The following is a 19,504-nucleotide window of genomic DNA, read 5'->3' as shown; positions in this document are numbered from 1 at the left end:
AGCCGATATCGCGGCTGCTGGCTTGACTGCCTACCACCGCCGATGTGAGCATCGAAACCAACAGTGGCGCAACCAAATTAAGGCAGTCGCGAGTCTGCCATCTGCTGGGAGGTCAGCTACGCCATGTTTCGCAGGGCCGCGGTGTCCGCTCGCCGGACCGATCCGGTTGTCCAAGCCGCTGCAGGGCCGCTCCGGAGCCGCAGAGATGTGACGTGGAACGCAGGCGAGGGCAATGTCGCAGCAATTGTCGGTTAACGTTTCAGAAATCGCTGCGGCATATAACAGTCAGATGGCCCGGCCCAAGTCTGTGCCACTCGCCGGCTATCGGATCGCAGTCACATCGGCCCGTCGCGCCGAGGAGCTGTGTGCGCTGCTGCGCCGGCACGGCGCCGAGATCTTCGCCGCCCCGGCGATCAGCATGATCGCACTGCCCGACGACGACGAACTGCACAGCAACACCGAGGCATTGATCGCCGACCCACCAGACATTTTGATCGCCCACACCGGCATCGGTTTTCGCGGCTGGGTGGCCGCGGCCGAAGGATGGGGACTGGCCACCGAGCTCGTCGGCGCCCTGTCCGGGGCCCGGGTCATTTCCCGCGGACCGAAGGCGACCGGGGCGCTGCGGGCAGCGGGTCTGCGCGAGGAATGGTCTCCGGAATCAGAGTCCTCACAAGAGGTTTTCGAGTACCTGCTCGACGCCGGCGTGTCGGGAAAGCGGATCGCCATCCAACTGCACGGCGCGGCCGACGGTTGGGACCCATTCCCGGAATTCCTCGCCGGGCTGTGCGCGGCGGGAGCCGAGGTGGTGCCGATCCGGGTATACCGCTGGAAGCCAACCCCTTTGGGCGGTGACTTCGATTGCCTGGTGACCGGTATCGCGCGGCGTCAGTTCGACGCGGTCAGCTTCACCTCGGCGCCGGCGGCCGCGGCGGTGCTGGAACGCTCCCGCGAGCTGGACGTCGAGGATCAGTTGCTGGACGCCCTGCGCGGCGGCGTACACGCGATGTGTGTCGGCCCGGTGACGTCGCGACCGTTGATCAGACGCGGTGTGCCGACCTCCTCGCCGCCGCGAATGCGGTTGGGCGCCTTGGCCCGCCACATCGCCGAAGAACTTCCGGCGCTGGGGTCGTGCAGCGTGAAGGCCGCCGGACACGTAGTCGACATCAGGGGAACGTGCGTCCTGGTCGACGGCACGGTCCGGACGATATCGGCCTCGGGTATGGCGATACTGCGCGCGCTGGCCCATCGCCCAGGCGATGTCGTCGGACGCTCCGAGTTGCTGCGCGTCCTGCCCGGCAACGGCGCGGACACCCACGCGGTGGACACCGCGGTGCTGCGACTGCGAACTGCGCTGGGCGACAAGAACATCATCGCGACGGTGGTCAAGCGCGGATACCGGCTGGCCCTGGACACCGAACACGACGCCGCATGAACCTGATCTTGACGGCGCACGGCACCCGACGCCCGTCGGGCGTGGCCATGGTCGGCGATCTCGCGGCACGGGTGAGCCGACTGCTGCCCCGCACCGTCCAGGTGGCCTTCGTCGACGTGCTGGGCCCCACCCCGAGCGAAGTTCTTTCGCAGCTGCCCGACGACGGTCAACCCGCAATCGTGGTGCCGGCGTTTCTGTCTCGCGGTTACCATGTCCGCACCGACCTGCCCGCCCATGTCGCGGCCAGTGGACACCCGGACGTCAGGGTCGCTCCGGCGCTGGGGCCGGGCTGCCGGATCACCGCCGTATTGGGGCAGGTTCTGCTGGAATCCGGTTGGCGCCCCGGCGATTCGGTGATTCTCGGTGCGGCCGGCACCTCGGATCACCGGGCCCGCTCCGACCTGCACAACGCCGCCGCGGCGCTCTCGGCGTTCACCGGGTCGCGGGTCGACATCGGTTTCGCCGCCGTCGGTACCCCGCACATCCGCGACGCTGTGGACGCCGCGCGCCGCCGGGGTGCGGCCCGTGTGGTGATCGCCTCCTACCTGCTGGCCGACGGCCTGTTTGCGCACCGGCTACGCAGTTGCGGCGCCGATCTGGTGACACCTCCGCTGGGCACCCACGCCGGATTGGCGCGCCTTGTCGCGCACCGTTTCCGCGCGGCCGCCGCGCCGACAGAGCCCCGCCGGCAACGCATGGACGCTTGATCTTTGCCGGTATCCAGGTAATCCTGGCAACATGGCCCGTAACGAAGAGCCCTCGCGTGGGCTCCTCGACGACGTAGCGAAGATGCTGCGTTTACCATTCGGCACACCGGAATTCATCGACCGGATCGTCACCGGTTCGGTCAATCAGGTAGGCCGCCGGACGCTGTACATGCTGATCACCACCTGGGACGCCGCCGGCGGCGGTCCCTTTGCCGCCAGCGCCATCGCATCGACCGGACTCTCCAAGACCGCCGAGATCGTGCAGTCCATGTTCATCGGGCCGGTGTTCAACCCGCTGCTGAAGATGCTGGGGGCGGACAAGGTGGCGGTGCGGGCGTCGCTGTGCGCGTCACAATTGGTGGGGCTCGGCATCATGCGCTACGGGGTGCGTTCCGAACCGATGCACTCGATGACGGTGGAGCAGCTGGTCGACGCCATCGGCCCGACGATGCAGCGCTACCTGGTCGGCAAGATCGACTGACCGGCCCCGGGTCAGGCGGCCATCCGCGCGGCGCGGCGGCCGATCTCGATGCGCCGGTCGGCGGTCACCCGCACCGGGTACACCGGCACCGACACGCTGGGGTCGTCCAGGCAGCTGCCGTCGTCGAGTGCGAAGGCCTGCTTGAGGATTGGCGATTGCACCATGGTCCGGCCGCCCCGGTCGCCGACGAGGCCGCGGGACAGCACGGCCGCACCGGAGAACGGGTCGATGTTGCCGATCGCGTGCAGCGAACCGTCGTCGAGGCGAAACAGCGCGGCCTGGCTGCCGTCGTCGAGCAGCACACCCACACCGCGGCCCGGGATCAGGTGGTCGTAGTCACAGGCGGTCGTCCACACCTGATTGGCGGTCTTCATATTTTCTCCTTGCTCAACGGATCCGCGGTAGGCCAAGGGGCACAGGGACTTTGCGCCCGGCGCGTTCGGTGAACTGCACCGTCTCGTCGACGGCATCGGGGGCGTTGACGAAGGAGACGAACCGCGACAGCTTATCCGGGTCCTCCAGCACACCCTTCCATTCGCATCGGTAGTTGGCGACGTGGCGCCGCACGGCCGCCTCGAACTCCTCGGCCAGACCCAGCGAGTCGTCGCAGACCACTTCGCGAACATGTTCCAGGCCAAGCGATTCCAGCCACGGTGCGGTGCGCTGTAACCGGTCCGCGGTGCGGATGTAGTACATGAGGAACCGGTCGACGTAACGCACCAGCGTTTCGGTGTCCAGGTCGCTGGCCATCAGCTGGGCATGTTTGGGCGTCATGCCGCCGTTGCCGCCGACATAGAGGTTCCAGCCTTTCTCGGTGGCGATGACTCCCACGTCCTTGCTGCGCGCTTCGGCGCACTCACGCGCGCAGCCCGACACCCCCAGCTTGATCTTGTGTGGCGCGCGCAGACCCCGGTAGCGCAGTTCCAGGTCGATCGCCAGCTGCACCGAATCCTGTTGTCCGTAGCGGCACCAGTCGCTGCCCACGCAACTCTTCACGGTCCGCAGCGCCTTGCCGTAGGCGTGGCCCGATTCCATGCCCGCATCGACCAGGCGTTTCCAGATCGCCGGCAGCTGGTCCACCCGGGCGCCGAACATGTCGATGCGCTGGCCGCCGGTGATCTTGGTGTACAGGCCGAAATCCTGGGCGATCTGCCCGATCAGGATCAGATGCTCCGGCTTGATGTCGCCACCGGGCACCCGCGGCACCACCGAGTAGCTGCCGTTCTTCTGGATATTGGCCAGGAAGTGGTCGTTGGAGTCCTGCAGCGAGGCCTGCTCGCCGGCCAGGATGTGCTCCGATCCGGTGGAAGCCAGGATGGAAGCGACGACGGGTTTGCAGATGTCGCAACCCTTTCCGTAGCCGAAGCGTTGCACCAGGCCGGAGAAGGTGCGGATCTCGGTGGCCGAGATGATCTGGAACAGCTCGGCGCGGGACTGACTGAAGTGCTCGCACAGCGCCTTGGACTGTTCCACGCCCTCGGCCTCGAGCAGTTGCTTGAGCAGCGGTACGCAGGACCCGCACGAGGTGCCGGCCGCGGTGCACGTCTTCAGCGCGGGCACGTCTGCGCAGCCGTCGGCGATGGCACATTTCAAATCGCCCTTGGTGACGTTGTTGCAGGAGCAGATCTGCGCGGAGTCCGGCAGCGCTCCGATACCCAGCGCGGCGCCCCCCTCCGCCGCGGGTGCGATGAGCGCCAACGGATCCCCGGGTAGTTCGCTGCCCACCATCGGTCGCAGCACCCCGTAGTTCGATGCGTCTCCGACCAGCACGCCGCCCAGCAGCGTCCTGGCGTCGTCGGAGAGCACCAGCTTGGCGTAGGTGCGGTTCACCGCGTCGTTGATGACGACCTCGAGGCAGTTCGGCGTGACGCCCATGGCGTCGCCGAAGCTGGCGACGTCGACGCCGAGCAGCTTGAGTTTGGTGGACAGGTCGGCTGCGGGGAATTCCGCGGCCCCGTCCAGCAACCGGTCGGCCACCACCTCGGCGCTGGTGTAGCCGGGACCGACCAGCCCATAACACCGTCCCTCGATCGCGGCCACCTCGCCGATTGCGTAGACGGCGGGATCGCTGGTGCGACAAGCGGAGTCGGTGAGCACACCGCCGCGCTCCCCCATCACCAAACCGGCGGCGCGAGCCAACTCGTCGCGGGGCCGGATGCCGGCGGCGAAGATCACCACTCCGGCGTCGACGACCTGGCCATCGGACAGGCGCACCTGTGCGAACGAATCGTCAACGGGTTCAATCGATTCGGTACCGATCCCGACGTGGATCTCGATGCCGAGTTCGCCGATCATCCTGGCCAGCAGCGCGCCGCCGGCCTCGTCGATCTGCTGGGCCATCAGCCGCGGCATCATCTCGACGACATGCGTAGGTAAACCGAACTGGCGCAACGCGTTAGCCGCTTCCAGCCCAAGCAGGCCGCCGCCGATCACCAAGCCGGCGCGACCGGAATCCGCCGCACGGCTCGCTGCGGCGCGGATGGCGTCCAGGTCGTCGAGGGTGCGGTAGACGTGGCAGCACGGGAGATCGTGCCCTTTGACCGGCGGCACGAACGCATAGGACCCGGTGGCCAGCACCAGCGCGTCGTAACCGTACCGGTCACCCTTGGCGGTGACGACAGTCTTTGCGGCACAGTTGATCTCGGCTACTTTGGTGTTCAACTGCAGCTGTACCAGTTGGTCGCCGGCGTAGTCGTTGCCGGGCAGCGCCAGCAGGCTGCGGTCCCAGCTCTCGGTGTACGAGGTCAGCCCGACGCGGTCGTAGGCGGCGTCGGACTCCTCGGCCAGCACCGTGATGCGCCAGGACCCGGCGCTGTCGCGGGCACGCAGGGCTTCGACGAATCGATGGCCCACCATGCCGTGGCCGACCACGATCGCATGACGGGCAGTGCTGGGCATGCGGACGACGGTAGGAGGGCGATGTTGCGGAAAGCCGCGTGGAATGTGACGCCCTCGTCACGGTGACCTCACCGCCGAGGACTGCCGGTGTGAATCCGTTCGCTTTGGGCGAACACCCAGGTGGAACTTAAGCGTAGGGGACTCATGTTTAACCGGGTAGCCGACCAACTCAGCGTCGGACACAGCTGATTCACAACGAAGATGAAGGAGTCATCCATGAGCAACCTCGCCTTGTGGTCACGTCCGGCGTGGGACACCGACCGGTGGCTGCGGGACTTTTTCGGCCCGGCCTCCGCGAGCTGGCTAGCCCCCGAATCCGCCTCCGCGACCAGCGGTTTCAACCCCGCCGCCGAGATCGTCAAGGACGGCGATGACGCGGTGGTGCGCCTCGAGCTGCCCGGCGTGGACGTCGAGAAGGACGTCAACGTCGAGCTGGAGAAGGGGCGTCTGGTCATCCACGGCGAACACCGCGACGAGCACTCGCAGGACAAGGACGGACGCATCCTGCGCGAGATCCGTTACGGGTCGTTCCGCCGGTCGTTCCAGCTGCCGGCACACGTCACCAGCGAGGCCGTCTCGGCGTCGTACGACGCGGGCGTACTCACCGTCCGGGTAGCCGGTGCCTACGCGGGATCGCAGCCGCAGCGCATCGCGATCACCAAGTAGTCCACCCCAGACGCAAGTGGCCCCGCCAAGTGTCGGGGCCACTCTGCGTCGGCCCGGGAAGCAATGACCGCCGCCCGCCCGCTGGCCCCCGGCGGCGGGCGCCCGGCCGGGACTGCGGATAGTATCGGGAAACCGTACTGTGATCCGTAACACCTTCAGCACCGGGAGCATTGATTGTCCGCCACCACCGAACTCACCGAACTGCACGACCTCATGGGCGGCCTGCGGCGTTGCGTGAGCTCTTTGAAGGCGCGGTACGGGGACAACCCGGCGACGCGTCGCATCGTGATCGACGCCGACCGCATTCTCAGCGACATCCAATTACTCGACAGCGACGTTGCCGAATTGGACCTCGCCCGTGCCACCGTGCACCAATCCGGCGACAAGATCGTCATTCCGGACACCCAGTACGACAGCGAATTCTGGCGCGATGTCGACGACGAGGGTGTCGGGGGTCACCACCGGTCCTGACCGAGCTAGCAGCCCGCAAGCCCGACTGAGTAGCGGGCGCCTTATCTGTGTACCCTTCGACCTACAGCCCGTTCGAAGAGGAACACAAATAGATGAGCGCACCAACGGCGAGCCGTTCTGACTCAGGCGTCTTTTCACCAACCCGCGCCCGCATCGCGCAGAAGACGCTCCGCACCGACAAATGGTGGCTACAGCCGCTACGGATCAACCTGGGCTTCGCCGCGTTCGTGATCTATGCGACCGCCCGCGCGTTCCAGCAGGACCACTACTTCGTCAAGGACTACCACTACCTCACGCCGTTCTACTCGCCGTGCGTGAGCAAGGGCTGCCTGGCAGAAGCCAGCGAGTTCTGGCCGCAGATCCTGCCGGATGTGTGGTGGCTGCCCTTCGCGGCGATGACGCTGCCGTTCCTACTGTTGTTCCGGTTGACCTGCTACTACTACCGCGGCGCCTACTACCGCACGGTGTGGCAGTCGCCCACCGCCTGCGCCGTCGCCGAGCCGCGCGTGCACTACACCGGGGAAACCCGGCTTCCGCTGATCATCCAGAACACCCACCGGTACTTCTTTTACATCGCCGGCATCATCTCGGTGATCAACACCTACGACGCGATCGTCGCGTTCCACTCCCCGAGCGGATTCGGTTTCGGCCTGGGCAATCTGATCCTGCTCGGCAATGTGATCATGCTGTGGGTCTACACGCTGTCCTGCCACTCGTGCCGGCACGTGACCGGCGGGCGGCTCAAGCACTTCTCCAAACACCCTGTGCGGTACTGGATCTGGACCCAGGTGAGCAAGATCAACGAGCGGCACAAGATGTATGCGTGGATCACGCTCGGCACTTTGATGCTGACCGACTTCTACATCATGTTGGTGGCCAGCGGCACGATCAACGACATCAGATTCGTTGGCTGAGCAGCCCTTCGGCCACATCTAGAACGAATATCCAAAAGCTGAGTGAGGTTTCATGGTTGAGGTCGAACGGCATGCCTACGACGTAGTCGTGATCGGTGCCGGCGGCGCGGGTTTACGTGCTGTCATCGAAGCGCGCGAGCGTGGCCTGAAGGTCGCGGTGGTCACCAAGTCGTTGTTCGGCAAAGCCCACACCGTCATGGCCGAGGGCGGCTGCGCCGCCTCGATGGGCAACGCCAACCCGAAAGACAACTGGCAGACCCACTTCGGCGACACCATGCGCGGCGGGAAGTTCCTGAACAACTGGCGGATGGCCGAGCTGCACGCCAAGGAAGCCCCCGACCGGGTCTGGGAACTGGAGACCTACGGCGCGCTGTTCGACCGCACCAAGGACGGCCGGATCAGCCAGCGCAACTTCGGCGGTCACACCTACCCGCGGCTGGCACACGTCGGTGACCGCACCGGCCTGGAGCTGATCCGCACCATGCAGCAGAAGATCGTGTCGCTGCAGCAGGAGGACTACGCGGAGTTCGGCGACTACGAGGCCCGCATCCGGGTGTTCGCCGAATGCACCATCACCGAGTTGCTCAAGGACGGTGACGCGATCGCCGGGGCGTTCGGTTACTGGCGCGAGAGCGGCAACTTCGTACTGTTCGAGGCGCCCGCGGTGGTGCTGGCCACCGGCGGCATCGGCAAGTCGTTCAAAGTCACGTCGAACTCCTGGGAGTACACCGGCGACGGGCACGCCCTGGCGCTGCGGGCCGGCGCGACGCTGATCAACATGGAGTTCGTCCAGTTCCACCCGACGGGCATGGTCTGGCCGCTCAGCGTCAAGGGCATCCTGGTCACCGAAGGTGTCCGCGGCGACGGCGGAGTGCTCAAGAACTCCGAAGGCACCCGGTTCATGTTCGGCTACATCCCGCCGGTGTTCAAAGGCCAGTACGCCGAAACCGAAGAAGAAGCCGACCAGTGGCTCAAAGACAACGACTCGGCCCGCCGCACCCCGGACCTGCTGCCCCGCGACGAGGTGGCCCGCGCCATCAACTCTGAGGTCAAAGCCGGTCGCGGGACCCCCGCACGGCGGTGTCTACCTGGACATCGCGTCCCGGCTGACCCCGGCCGAGATCAAGCGCCGGCTGCCGTCGATGTACCACCAGTTCATGGAGCTGGCCGAGGTCGACATCACCAAGGAGCCGATGGAAGTCGGTCCCACCTGTCACTACGTGATGGGCGGCGTGGAGGTGGACGCCGACACCGGCGCGGCCAAGGTCCCCGGGGCTGTTCGCCGCCGGCGAGTGTTCCGGCGGCATGCACGGATCCAACCGGCTGGGCGGCAACTCGTTGTCCGACCTGCTGGTGTTCGGCCGCCGCGCCGGCCTGGGCGCCGCCGACTATGTGCGGGCGCTCAGCAGCCGGCCCGCGGTCTCCGACCAAGCCGTCGAAGACGCCGCCGCGTTCGCCCTCAAGCCGTTCGCCGGGCCGACGGACGGTTCGGCACCGGAGAATCCGTACGCGCTGCACAGCGACCTGCAGCACGTGATGAACGACCTCGTCGGGATCATCCGTAAAGAGGACGAGATCACCAAGGCGCTGACGCATCTCAAGGAGCTCTGGGCGCGCTACCGCAACGTCCAGGTCGAAGGGGGCCGGGAGTACAACCCCGGCTGGAACCTGGCGATCGACCTGCGCAACATGCTGATGGTCAGCGAATGCGTGGCCCGGGCCGCGCTGGAGCGCACCGAGAGCCGCGGCGGCCACACCCGCGACGACCACCCGGGCATGGATTCAGGCTGGCGCAAGACGTTACTGGTGTGCAGAGAGGCCGAAGACAACTCCAACGGTGAGCACATCACCGTGAGCCGCGAGCCGCAGATCCCGATGCGGCAGGACTTGCTGGAACTCTTCAAGATCTCTGAACTGGAGAAGTACTACACCGACGAAGAGCTGGCCGAGCACCCGGAACGGAGAGCGTAATGGCCTACAACGCGAGCATGCGGGTGTGGCGGGGCGACGAGGACGGCGGCGAGCTCGCCGACTTCACCGTCGAGGTCAACGAAGGCGAGGTGGTGCTCGACGTCATCCACCGGCTGCAGCAGACGCAGACACCCGACCTCGCGGTGCGGTGGAACTGCAAGGCCGGCAAGTGCGGGTCCTGTTCGGCGGAGATCAACGGCAAGCCCCGGCTGATGTGCATGACCCGGATGTCGACGTTCGAGGAGAACGAGGTCGTCACCGTCACCCCGATCCGGACCTTCCCGGTGATCCGGGACCTGGTGACCGACGTGTCGTTCAACTACGAGAAGGCCCGCGAGATCCCGTCGTTCACGCCGCCGAAGGATCTGCAGCCGGGTGAGTACCGGATGGCCCAGGTCGACGTGCAGCGGTCGCAGGAGTTCCGCAAGTGCATCGAGTGCTTCCTGTGCCAGAACGTCTGCCACGTCATCCGTGACCACGACGAGAACAAGCAGGCATTTTCCGGCCCGCGTTTCCTGATGCGGGTCGCCGAGCTGGACATGCACCCGCTGGATACCGTGGACCGGCAGAAGCAGGCCCAGGAGGAGTTCGGCCTGGGCTACTGCAACATCACCAAGTGCTGCACCGAGGTGTGCCCGGAACACATCAAAATCACCGACAACGCGTTGATCCCGATGAAAGAACGGGTCGCCGACCGCAAGTACGACCCGGTGGTCTGGCTGGGCAACAAGCTGTTCCGGCGCTGACCTGTTATTGCCCGGTAGCTTCGGGTACACCTGGAGGGGTCGAAGTCTGCCAGCGATATGAAAGGCAGGTCGCAAATGCCAGAAATCACCAGTATCAACGACATTCGCACCGCAATTCGCGAACTCTCGGTGCGCGCCGAGGTGGCCCGCAAGGAGGGGCGTCCCGATGACGCCGCCGAAATCGAGCAACGGATCGCCGGTTACCGGGCGAAACTGAGCGAACGACCCTAGCCGCCAGGCAGCGCTATACGCCTAGACGCCGGAACATGCTGCGGTGGAAGACGATCGGCGCTACGTCGGCGTCCACGGTGACCTCGCTGACCCGCAGCACCACGATGGTGTGATCGCCGGCCGGGATCATCTGCTCGATCGCACTCTCCAGCCACAGCGAGGTGCCCTTGACGAAGACGGCGCCGGAGTCGCTGGCGTGCGTCTCCAGCCCGGCGAAGCGGTCGCCGGTCTTGGCCGCCAGCGTGCGGGCTGCGGAGTCGTGCGACTCCCCCAGCACGCTGATACCCAGCGCCGGCGCCCTCTTGAGTTTGGGCCAGGTGGTGGACGTGTTCTGCACGCAGAAGGACACCAGCGGCGGCTCCAGCGAGACCGGCACGAAGGTGCTGGCTGCGAGTCCTTCCCGGACGCCGTCGACAATGGCGGCAATGGCGATGACACCGGATGGGAAGTGGCCGAAGGCCTCACGCAGCGACGTCGGCGTCAGATTGTTGTTCGAGTTCACCGGACTTCATTCGCTCCTCGAGCCGAGAACGGGATTCTCGCATTGGAGCCTACCCCGGCGCGTAGCCGTGCGCGGCAGCCACATCCGGGTGCGCGCGCAACCGGCTCTTCCAGGCGTTGCGGCCGTATTCGGCGTAGATCGGATCCGACGGATCGGCCGGCGGCGCCCATTGGGCGGCGGCCCGTTCGGCACCTGAGGCCAGCACCGGGATCCGGGCATCCAGCCGCGGGTTGAAGAAATACGCCACCGAGATGCGTTCGGCGGTCGCCGCGCCGAGGTCCACCCGATGCTCGGTCGCGCGCAGGTAGCCGCCGGTCGCGAACTCGAGCAGCTCGCCGATATTGACGACGAACGCCCCCTCCAGCGGGGGCACGTCCACCCAGTCCGGCGAGCCGGGCGGCCGCACCTGCAGACCGCGGCTACCCGGCTCGGCCAGCAGCAGCGTGAGCACGCCGGAGTCCTTGTGCGGGCCGACACCTTGCGAAGACGCGGCGTGGGCCGGGTACCGGATGATCTTGATCAGCGTCGCCGGTGACTCGGCGAAGGCCGCATCGAAGAGCTCCGCCGGGGCGCCCAGCGAAGCGGCCCAGTGCCGCAACAGGTGGCCGGACACCTTCGCCAGGGCGGCGTCCCATTCCGCGACGATCCCCGGCAGCTCCGGCAGCGCGGACGGCCACTGGTTGGGGCCCTGCAACCACAAGTAGTCGGGCCGTCCGGGGCCGCCGATCGGCGGGCGTTCGGGGCCGATGTCGATCTGTTCGCGCCAGTCGACCTCGCCGCGGGTCAGTTCGCCGCCGAGGCGGGTGTAACCGCGGAAGTGCGGGCTGCGCACCATCGCAATCGCGTCCTTGTCGGCCTGCGGCAGCGCGAAGAGCCGCGATGCGGCGTCGAACACCTTGGCGACCAGCGCCTCGGGCACGCCATGGCCGGTCAGGTAGAAGAAACCGACGTTGTGTGCGGCCGCTCGGAGGCCGTCGCGCAGCACCTTTGGCCGGGCGCGCAGATCCACCGTCGGCAGCGCCGTGACGCTCCCCACATTCGTCATGAGCACCATCATCGTCGCAGGTGGCAGCGGGTGCCAGGAACACGATCAGCGAGAACCCAACCGGTTGGTTGGAATCTGCGTCACATCCACTTGCACGAAGTTACCGGCGGGTATATTTTTAAGGAGTTACTGGTGGGTAACTTAGTCCTAGTACCCAACCACAAGTGGCATTCTCAACGAGGAGGAACCTTCAGTGAGCCACTACAAGAGCAACGTCCGCGACCAGGAATTCAACCTGTTCGAAGTACTTGGCGTCGACAAAGCGTTGGGTCAAGGCGACTACAGCGACCTCGACGGTGACACCGCCCGCGAGATGCTGGCCGAGATGGCCCGCCTCGCCGAGGGGCCGGTGGCCGACTCCTTCACCGAAGGTGACCGCAACCCGCCGGTGTTCGACCCGAAGACCCACTCCGTCTCGTTGCCGGAGTCGTTCAAGAAGTCCGTCAAAGCCGTCATCGACGCCGGATGGGACAAGGCCGGCCTCGACGAGGAACTCGGCGGCATGCCGATGCCCAAGGCGTTGATGTGGGCCCTCAACGAGCACATTCTCGGAGCCAACCCGGCGGTTTGGATGTACGCCGGCGGCGCCGGGTTCGCGCAGATCCTCTACCACCTCGGCACCGAGGAGCAGAAGAAGTGGGCGGTGCTGGCCGCCGAGCGCGGCTGGGGCTCGACCATGGTGCTCACCGAGCCGGACGCCGGCTCCGACGTGGGCGCGGGCCGCACCAAGGCTGTACAGCAGGAGGACGGCTCCTGGCACATCGACGGCGTGAAGCGGTTCATCACCTCGGCCGACTCCGACGACATGTTCGAAAACATCTTCCACCTGGTGCTGGCCCGCCCCGAGGGCGCCGGCCCCGGCACCAAAGGTCTGTCGCTGTTCTTCGTGCCGAAGTTCCTGATCGACTTCGAAACCGGCGAGCCGGGCGAGCGTAACGGCGTCTTCGTCACCAACGTCGAGCACAAGATGGGCCTGAAGGTCTCCGCGACCTGCGAGCTGTCCCTGGGCCAGCACGGCGTGCCCGCCAAGGGCTGGCTGGTCGGCGAAGTGCACGACGGCATCGCGCAGATGTTCGAGGTCATCGAGCAGGCCCGGATGATGGTGGGCACCAAGGCCATCGCCACCCTGTCCACCGGCTACCTGAACGCTCTGGAATACGCCAAGTCGCGCGTGCAGGGTGCCGACCTGACCCAGATGACCGACAAGACCGCACCGCGGGTCACCATCACCCACCACCCCGACGTGCGCCGGTCGCTGATGACGCAGAAGGCTTACGCCGAGGGGTTGCGGGCGCTGTACCTCTACACCGCGACGTTCCAGGACGCGGCGGTCGCCGAGGCCGTGCACGGTGTGGACGCGAACCTCGCGGTGAAGGTCAATGACCTGCTGCTGCCGGTGGTCAAGGGCGTGGGCTCGGAGCAGGCGTACGCCAAGCTCACCGAGAGCCTGCAGACCTTCGGCGGTTCCGGCTTCCTGCAGGACTACCCGATCGAGCAGTACATCAGGGACGCCAAGATCGACTCGCTGTACGAAGGTACGACCGCCATCCAGGCGCAGGACTTCTTCTTCCGCAAGATCATCCGCGACAAGGGTGTGGCGCTGGGGTACGTGGCCGGCGAGATCCAGAAGTTCGTCGACAGCGAATCCGGCAACGGACGGCTGAAGAGCGAGCGGGCGCTGCTGGCCAAGGCGCTGACCGACGTCCAGGCGATGGCCGCCTCGCTGACCGGCTACCTGATGGCCGCGCAGGAGGACGTCACCAGCCTCTACAAGGTGGGCCTGGGTTCGGTGCGCTTCCTGATGAGCGTCGGTGACCTGATCATCGGCTGGTTGCTGCAGCGTCACGCGGCGGTGGCCATCGAGGCCCTCGACGCCGGTGCGACCGGCGCGGAGCGGTCCTTCTACGAGGGCAAGATCGCGGTCGCCGCGTTCTTCGCGAAGAACTTCCTGCCGCTGCTGACCAGCACCCGCGAGGTGATCGAGACGCTGGACAACGAAATCATGGAGCTCGAAGAAGCGGCTTTCTAGTCCGCTGAGCAATACCTGGTGCCCCCGTTCTTCGGAAGCGGGGGCATCAGTCTTTGTCAGCCAGCGGCTCGTGTGAAATGTGGGCGGAATCCGGGCCGGAGAACCGCCCCGTGTTCACGCGAGAGCGGCGGTGGCTAGTTCCGGCGGGAGAGCGCGGGTCGCGCGAAGGCGTGGCGCACTCAGGGCAAAAAGACCGCCGCTGGATCCCCTCACTCCAGCGGCGGCCCTTCTCGTTCGCCCGTCTCCGCTGACCGGCGGTCGATCTAGGGATTGCCCCGCGTTGCCGTCGGGGTCGGGGGGTCAGACCACAACACGGGGCTATCCGCGGCAACGGATACCCACCTGTCCGCGTACCAAACCATCGGAAAGACACTCCGCGAGGATCTCTCGGTGGCCAGGTGCGCGCCAGGTCAGGCTTCCAATATCGCTGCGACGCCCTGACCACCCGCGGCGCAGACCGAGATCAGCGCACGCACCGTGCCCGATCCGCCCTGCTCCTTCTTCTTCTCCGCGAGCTGCTTGGCGGTCTGCGCCAGGATCCGCCCGCCGGTGGCGGCGAAGGGATGCCCAGCGGCCAGCGAGGACCCGTTGACGTTGAGCTTGGACCGGTCGATGGCACCCAGCGCCGCATCCAGGCCCAGCCGCTCTTTGCAGTACTCCTCGGACTCCCAGGCCTGCAGGTGTGCCAGCACCACCGACGCGAACGCCTCGTGGACCTCGTAGAAGTCGAAATCCTGCAGGGTCAGCCCGTTGCGGGCCAGCAGCCGCGGCACCGCGTAAGTGGGCGCCATCAGCAGGCCGTCGTACCCGTTGACGTAGTCGACCGCGGCGGTCTCGGCATCCACCAGGTAGGCCAGCGGAGACAGCGAATGCTCAGCCGCCCACTCGTCGGTGGCCAGCAGCGCGACGGAGGCACCGTCGGTCAGCGGGGTGGAGTTTCCTGCCGTCATCGTCGCGTCGCCGGCCTTGACGCCGAACACCGGGCGCAGCTTGGCCAGTTTCTCGGCGCTGGAGTCGGGCCGCAGGTTGTCGTCGCGGTACAAACCCAAGAAAGGCGACACCAGATCGTCGTAGAAGCCGCGGTCGTAGGCGGCGGCCATGTTGCGGTGACTGGCCGCCGCCAGCTCGTCCTGGTCGACGCGTTTGATGCCCAGCTGCTTGGCGGTGATGGCGGCGTGCTCGCCCATCGACAGGCCGGTACGCGGCTCGCTGTTCGACGGGATCTCCACCCCCAGGTTGGCCGGCAGCGTGCCGGCCAGCTTGAGCCGCTGCACATTGGACTTGGCCCGGCGCAGCCTCAGCAGGGTGCGGCGCAGGTCGTCGCCGAAGCCGATCGGCGGGTCGGAGGTGGTGTCCACCCCGCCGGCGGCGGCCACGTCGTAGCGACCGGCGGCGATACCGTCGGCCGCCACGATCGCGGCCTGCAGGCCGGTGCCACAAGCCTGCTGAATGTCGAAAGCCGGGGTGGCGGGCGACAGCTCGGAACCCAGCACGCATTCGCGCATGAGATTGAAATCACGGCTGTGCTTGAGCACGGCGCCGCCGACCACCATGCCCAGCCGTTCACCGCGCAGGTTGAACCGGTCGACCAGGCCGCCGAGTGCCGCGGTGAACATGTCCTGGTTGGACGCCTCGGCGTAGGCGCCATCGGAACGTGCGAACGGGATGCGGTTGCCGCCGAGTACTGCGACCCGCCGTCTCGGCTCGGAACTTGCAGGGCTCAATTTTCTCTCCGTGTGTCGGCGCTTGTCGGGGGTTAATTTTGGGGTACCCGCCTCGGCAGGCAATACTACCCACTGTTCTTACTCTCAAGTAAGTTCGTCCCCATCCACGGAAGGCAAAGCTCAGTGGCAACCAAGGTTTCCTCCGATCTGTTCTCGCAGGTGGTCAACTCCGGCCCCGGATCGTTCCTGGCCAAGCAACTCGGCGTGCCGCAGCCCGAGCCGCTGCGCCGGTACAGCGTCGGCGACGCTCCGCTACCCGGACCGTTGCTGATCGGCGGGGAGGGCCGCGTCGTCGAGCCACTGCGCTCGGCCCTGGACGGTGACTACGACCTGCTGGGCAACAACCTGGGCGGACGCTGGGCCGACTCGTTCGGCGGACTGGTCTTCGATGCGACGGGCATCACCACCCCGATCGCGCTGAAGGGTCTGCACAAGTTCTTCACACCGCTGCTGCGCAACCTGAAACACTGCGCCCGGATCGCGGTGGTGGGCACCACGCCGGAGGCGGCGGCCAGCGTCGAGGAACGGATCGCCCAACGTGCTCTCGAGGGGTTCACCCGTTCGCTGGGCAAAGAAGTCCGCCACGGCGCCACGGTGAACCTGGTCTACCTGGCGCCCGACGCCAAACCCGCCGCCACGGGTCTGGAATCGACCATGCGGTTCGTACTGTCGGCCAAATCCGCGTACGTGGACGGCCAGGTGTTCTACGTCGGGTCCGAGGACTCCACGCCACCCGCGGACTGGGACAAGCCACTGGACGGCAAAGTGGCGGTGGTGACCGGCGCCGCCCGCGGCATCGGAGCGACCATCGCCGAGGTGTTCGCCCGCGACGGCGCCCGGGTGGTCGCGATCGACGTGGAGTCCGCCGCCGATGCGCTGGCCGAAACCGCCAGCCGGGTCGGCGGTACCCCGTTGTGGCTGGATGTGACCGCCGACGACGCGGTGGAAAAGATCACCGAGCACTTGCGCGACCAGCACGGCGGCAAGGCCGACATTCTGGTCAACAACGCCGGCATCACCCGGGACAAGCTGCTGGCCAACATGGACGACGCCCGCTGGGATGCCGTCATCGCCGTGAATCTGCTTGCGCCGCTTCGGCTTACCGAGGGCCTGGTGGGTAACGGCACCATCGGCGAAGGCGGCCGGGTGATCGGGTTGTCGTCCATCGCGGGCATCGCCGGTAACCGCGGGCAGACCAACTACGGCACCACCAAGGCCGGCATGATCGGCATCACCCAGGCGCTGGCGCCGAGCCTGGCCGAGAAGGGCATCACCATCAACGCGGTGGCACCGGGATTCATCGAGACCAAGATGACGGCCGCGATTCCGCTGGCCACCCGGGAGGTCGGCCGCCGGCTCAATTCGTTGCTGCAGGGCGGCCAGCCCGTGGACGTCGCCGAGACCATCGCCTACTTCGCCAGCCCGGCATCGAACGCGGTGACCGGCAACGTCGTTCGGGTCTGCGGCCAGGGCATGATCGGCGCCTAGTGTCCGGCGACGATGCGGGCCGCACCGGCCCGAGGAGAAGCCGGACAATTAAGGAGGATTTGCGATGAGTCAGCCAAGCGGATTGCGCAACATGCTGCGCGCGGTGGCCGGGGCGTTGCCCGTGCTGCCGCGGTCCGACCAGCTGCCGAAACGCACGGTGACGGTCGAGGAACTGGCCGTGGACCACACCAACGTCGCCGCGTACGCGGCGGTCACCGGGCTGCGCTACGGCAACAACGTGCCGCTGACCTACCCGTTCACCCTGACCTTCCCGTCGGTGATGGCGTTGGTGAGCGGATTCGACTTCCCTTTCTCCGCAATGGGATCGGTGCACACCGAGAACAAAATCGTTCAGTACCGGCCGATCGCGGTGACCGACACCGTCGGTGTGCGGGTGCATGCGGAGAACCTGCGCGAGCACCGCAAGGGACTGTTGGTGGATCTGGTGAGCGACGTCAGTGTCGGCAACGAACTGGCCTGGCACCAGGTGACCACGTTCCTGCACCAGCAGCGCACCAGCCTGTCCGACGAGCCCAAGCCGCCGCCGCAGAAACAGCCCAAGCTGCCGCCGCCGCCGACCGTGCTGAAGATCTCCGCCGCGCAGATCCGCCGCTATGCGGCGGTGGGCGGTGACCACAACCCGATTCACGTCAACTCGGTGGCAGCCAAGCTGTTCGGTTTCCCGACCGTGATCGCACACGGAATGTTCAGTGCCGCAGCGGTATTGGCGAACATCGAGGCGCGGTTCCCGGACGCGGTGCAGTACTCGGTGCGGTTCGGGAAGCCGGTGTTGCTGCCGGCTACCGCCGGGTTGTACATCGACGAGGTCGACTCCGACGGCTCGCGCGGCTGGAAGTTGTCGTTGCGCAATCTGTCGAAGGGCTACCCGCACCTGACGGGCAGCGTCGAACCGCTGTAACCGGCAGCCTGCGGACGTGTAGCACTCACCCGGACCGGTGGTCGGGATGCGGCGGCTTGCGCCCCAGCACCAATGTCTTGATCGCGTGCGCCCCGAGCGCGGTGACCGCGAAGGCCAGCAACATCCGGATCGGCGGGTGCGCCAGCTCCCACACGAAGATCGCCGCCCACACCGGTGAACCCTGCGTGACCGCGAGCACCCCGGCGGCCCCACACAGCGAATTCACCGGCCCGTACCAGTGCGTGCCGGCGACCGCGTTCAGCGTCAGCACCAACAGGGCGCCCGCCGCCGAACCGGTCGCCAACGACGGCGTGAGCAGGCCGCCGGCGCCCCCGGCTCGCAGAAACAGCGCCGTCAGAAGCGGTTTCAGCACCAGCAGGACCGCCGCCGACGTCAAGGTCAGTCCGCTGGCCAGGCTGATCGTCAGGATGCTCTTGCCATTGCCGGGCAGCTGCGGCCACCAGTGTGAGCAGACTCCGGTCAGCAGTCCGGCCGCCGCGAGCCCCGGGATCAACACCCACGACCGGATGAGCGTGGCCGGTTGCGCCGCGGCGATGATCTTGCTGAAGGCCCACCCCACCGCGAAAGCCACCGGCGCCAGCGCCAGGGCATGGGCACTGAGCAGATAAGCCGAGTCGGCCCGCGGCCAGTCCAGCTCCGGCCGGTTGTGCGTGACGAGCGAGCCGACCGCGACCGCCAGGCTCGAGGTGAGCAGCGCCGCGCCCACCGCCCGCAGCCGCCAGGTGTTGAGCAGGATTCGCAGCGTAAACAGCGCGCCGGCCGCCGGGACCGCGTACACGGCGCCCAAACCGGCCCCGGCCGCGCACGCCAGCAGAATCTCCCGATCGTCCGGGGTCAGCCTCTTGAGCCATCCGGTGCCGAAATCGCCCAGTACAGCAGCGAATTGACGCGGGGCGCCCTCCCGGCCCAGGGATGCTCCGGAGCCGACCAGCACCACCTGGAGCAGCGCATCGAGGCTCCACGCCAACCGCGGAATACGTTCGTGCCGGGCGACGGTCCCGGCCAGCGGCGGCACCTCGGTGCGCCGCCGCAGCAGCCACCACCCCAAGCCGGCCAGCGCGGCGCCGGACATCGGGGCCAGGACACGACGCGCCGGACCGCTGCCGGTGATGCCGTCCAGCAGCGAGCCGAAACTGTAGTGGTACATGAGGTGTTGCACCGACTCCAGCACGATCGTCGTCGCCAACCCGGCAAGCCCGGCAAGCAAGCCGACAATGATTACCGCGCAGAAGAAGTCGAGGTTCCGGCGGGGCACG

17 protein-coding genes and 1 pseudogene are annotated in these 19,504 nt (G+C 67.0%); 12 read left to right on the top strand and 6 right to left on the bottom strand.

Annotation, left to right across the window (positions count from 1 at the left end; all coding sequences use genetic code 11):
* Positions 1–289 precede the first annotated feature (289 nt).
* The 3 genes from L6444_RS02650 to L6444_RS02640 are packed head-to-tail and all read left to right on the top strand — an operon-like array spanning position 290 to position 2,623.
* On the top strand, positions 290–1,435 hold the full coding sequence (locus tag L6444_RS02650; RefSeq protein WP_236980262.1) for a uroporphyrinogen-III synthase: 1,146 nt from the start codon (positions 290–292) through the stop codon (positions 1,433–1,435).
* Positions 1,432–2,142, top strand: coding sequence for a sirohydrochlorin chelatase (locus L6444_RS02645; RefSeq protein ID WP_236980260.1), 711 nt, complete (start codon positions 1,432–1,434; stop codon positions 2,140–2,142). Before L6444_RS02650 ends, L6444_RS02645 begins: the two co-directional genes overlap by 4 nt.
* A gap of 31 nt (positions 2,143–2,173) precedes the next feature.
* Positions 2,174–2,623: a TetR/AcrR family transcriptional regulator gene (locus tag L6444_RS02640; RefSeq protein ID WP_236980258.1), complete on the top strand. Its 450-nt coding sequence runs from the start codon at positions 2,174–2,176 to the stop codon at positions 2,621–2,623.
* 11 nt (positions 2,624–2,634) lie between these two features.
* Here the strand turns inward: L6444_RS02640 and nirD are convergent, their stop codons facing one another.
* Together nirD and nirB are read right to left on the bottom strand one after the other, a co-directional pair.
* Positions 2,635–2,997: a nitrite reductase small subunit NirD gene (nirD, locus tag L6444_RS02635; RefSeq protein ID WP_236980256.1), complete on the bottom strand. Its 363-nt coding sequence runs from the start codon at positions 2,995–2,997 to the stop codon at positions 2,635–2,637.
* Between the two features lie 13 nt (positions 2,998–3,010).
* Positions 3,011–5,521, bottom strand: a complete 2,511-nt coding sequence (gene nirB / locus L6444_RS02630; protein ID WP_236980254.1) for a nitrite reductase large subunit NirB — start codon at positions 5,519–5,521, stop codon at positions 3,011–3,013.
* A gap of 216 nt (positions 5,522–5,737) precedes the next feature.
* On the opposite strand from nirB, the gene L6444_RS02625 reads away from it, so the two are divergent.
* The 6 genes and pseudogenes from L6444_RS02625 to L6444_RS02600 all read left to right on the top strand — a co-directional run bounded on the left by L6444_RS02625 (position 5,738) and on the right by L6444_RS02600 (position 10,520).
* The gene (locus L6444_RS02625) at positions 5,738–6,187 is read left to right on the top strand and encodes an Hsp20/alpha crystallin family protein (protein WP_236980252.1); all 450 of its coding nucleotides are present in this window, start codon (positions 5,738–5,740) and stop codon (positions 6,185–6,187) included.
* A 174-nt stretch (positions 6,188–6,361) separates the two neighbouring features.
* The gene (locus tag L6444_RS02620) at positions 6,362–6,658 is read left to right on the top strand and encodes a hypothetical protein (protein ID WP_236980250.1); all 297 of its coding nucleotides are present in this window, start codon (positions 6,362–6,364) and stop codon (positions 6,656–6,658) included.
* Positions 6,659–6,750: 92 nt separating this feature from the next.
* Positions 6,751–7,572: a hypothetical protein gene (locus tag L6444_RS02615; protein ID WP_236980248.1), complete on the top strand. Its 822-nt coding sequence runs from the start codon at positions 6,751–6,753 to the stop codon at positions 7,570–7,572.
* Positions 7,573–7,624: 52 nt separating this feature from the next.
* A pseudogene (locus L6444_RS02610) lies at positions 7,625–9,543 on the top strand (fumarate reductase/succinate dehydrogenase flavoprotein subunit).
* Positions 9,543–10,289, top strand: a complete 747-nt coding sequence (locus L6444_RS02605; protein ID WP_236980246.1) for a succinate dehydrogenase/fumarate reductase iron-sulfur subunit — start codon at positions 9,543–9,545, stop codon at positions 10,287–10,289. The pseudogene L6444_RS02610 and the gene L6444_RS02605 overlap by 1 nt, the downstream one beginning before the upstream one ends.
* 75 nt (positions 10,290–10,364) lie before the next feature.
* A complete protein-coding gene (locus L6444_RS02600; protein WP_236980244.1) occupies positions 10,365–10,520 on the top strand; it encodes a hypothetical protein in 156 nt (51 codons plus the stop codon).
* A 13-nt stretch (positions 10,521–10,533) separates the two neighbouring features.
* Here L6444_RS02600 and L6444_RS02595 read toward each other — a convergent pair whose 3' ends face one another.
* Both L6444_RS02595 and L6444_RS02590 read right to left on the bottom strand, forming a co-directional pair.
* On the bottom strand, positions 10,534–11,022 hold the full coding sequence (locus L6444_RS02595) for a flavin reductase family protein (RefSeq protein WP_236980242.1): 489 nt from the start codon (positions 11,020–11,022) through the stop codon (positions 10,534–10,536).
* 49 nt (positions 11,023–11,071) lie between these two features.
* Positions 11,072–12,067, bottom strand: a complete 996-nt coding sequence (locus L6444_RS02590; RefSeq protein WP_236980240.1) for an isopenicillin N synthase family dioxygenase — start codon at positions 12,065–12,067, stop codon at positions 11,072–11,074.
* 193 nt (positions 12,068–12,260) lie between these two features.
* Between L6444_RS02590 and L6444_RS02585 the strand changes: the two genes are divergently transcribed.
* Positions 12,261–14,096, top strand: coding sequence for an acyl-CoA dehydrogenase (locus L6444_RS02585; RefSeq protein WP_236980238.1), 1,836 nt, complete (start codon positions 12,261–12,263; stop codon positions 14,094–14,096).
* 410 nt (positions 14,097–14,506) lie between these two features.
* On the opposite strand, the gene L6444_RS02580 is transcribed toward L6444_RS02585, so the two are convergent.
* Positions 14,507–15,820 carry an acetyl-CoA C-acetyltransferase gene (locus L6444_RS02580; protein ID WP_236980236.1) on the bottom strand — a complete coding sequence of 438 codons (1,314 nt, stop codon included), beginning with the start codon at positions 15,818–15,820 and terminating at the stop codon, positions 14,507–14,509.
* A 123-nt stretch (positions 15,821–15,943) separates the two neighbouring features.
* On the opposite strand from L6444_RS02580, the gene L6444_RS02575 reads away from it, so the two are divergent.
* Together L6444_RS02575 and L6444_RS02570 are read left to right on the top strand one after the other, a co-directional pair.
* Complete coding sequence (locus L6444_RS02575) at positions 15,944–17,308, top strand: 3-oxoacyl-ACP reductase (RefSeq protein WP_236980234.1); 1,365 nt, start codon at positions 15,944–15,946, stop codon at positions 17,306–17,308.
* Between the two features lie 64 nt (positions 17,309–17,372).
* A complete protein-coding gene (locus tag L6444_RS02570) occupies positions 17,373–18,227 on the top strand; it encodes a MaoC/PaaZ C-terminal domain-containing protein (protein WP_236980232.1) in 855 nt (284 codons plus the stop codon).
* A gap of 25 nt (positions 18,228–18,252) precedes the next feature.
* On the opposite strand, the gene L6444_RS02565 is transcribed toward L6444_RS02570, so the two are convergent.
* A complete protein-coding gene (locus L6444_RS02565) occupies positions 18,253–19,503 on the bottom strand; it encodes a chloride channel protein (RefSeq protein ID WP_236980230.1) in 1,251 nt (416 codons plus the stop codon).
* Position 19,504: the final 1 nt, after the last annotated feature.

The organism is Mycobacterium kiyosense, assembly GCA_021654635.1.
Taxonomy (GTDB): Bacteria; Actinomycetota; Actinomycetes; order Mycobacteriales; family Mycobacteriaceae; genus Mycobacterium; species Mycobacterium kiyosense.
This window is presented reverse-complemented; position numbering and strand designations above follow the sequence as displayed.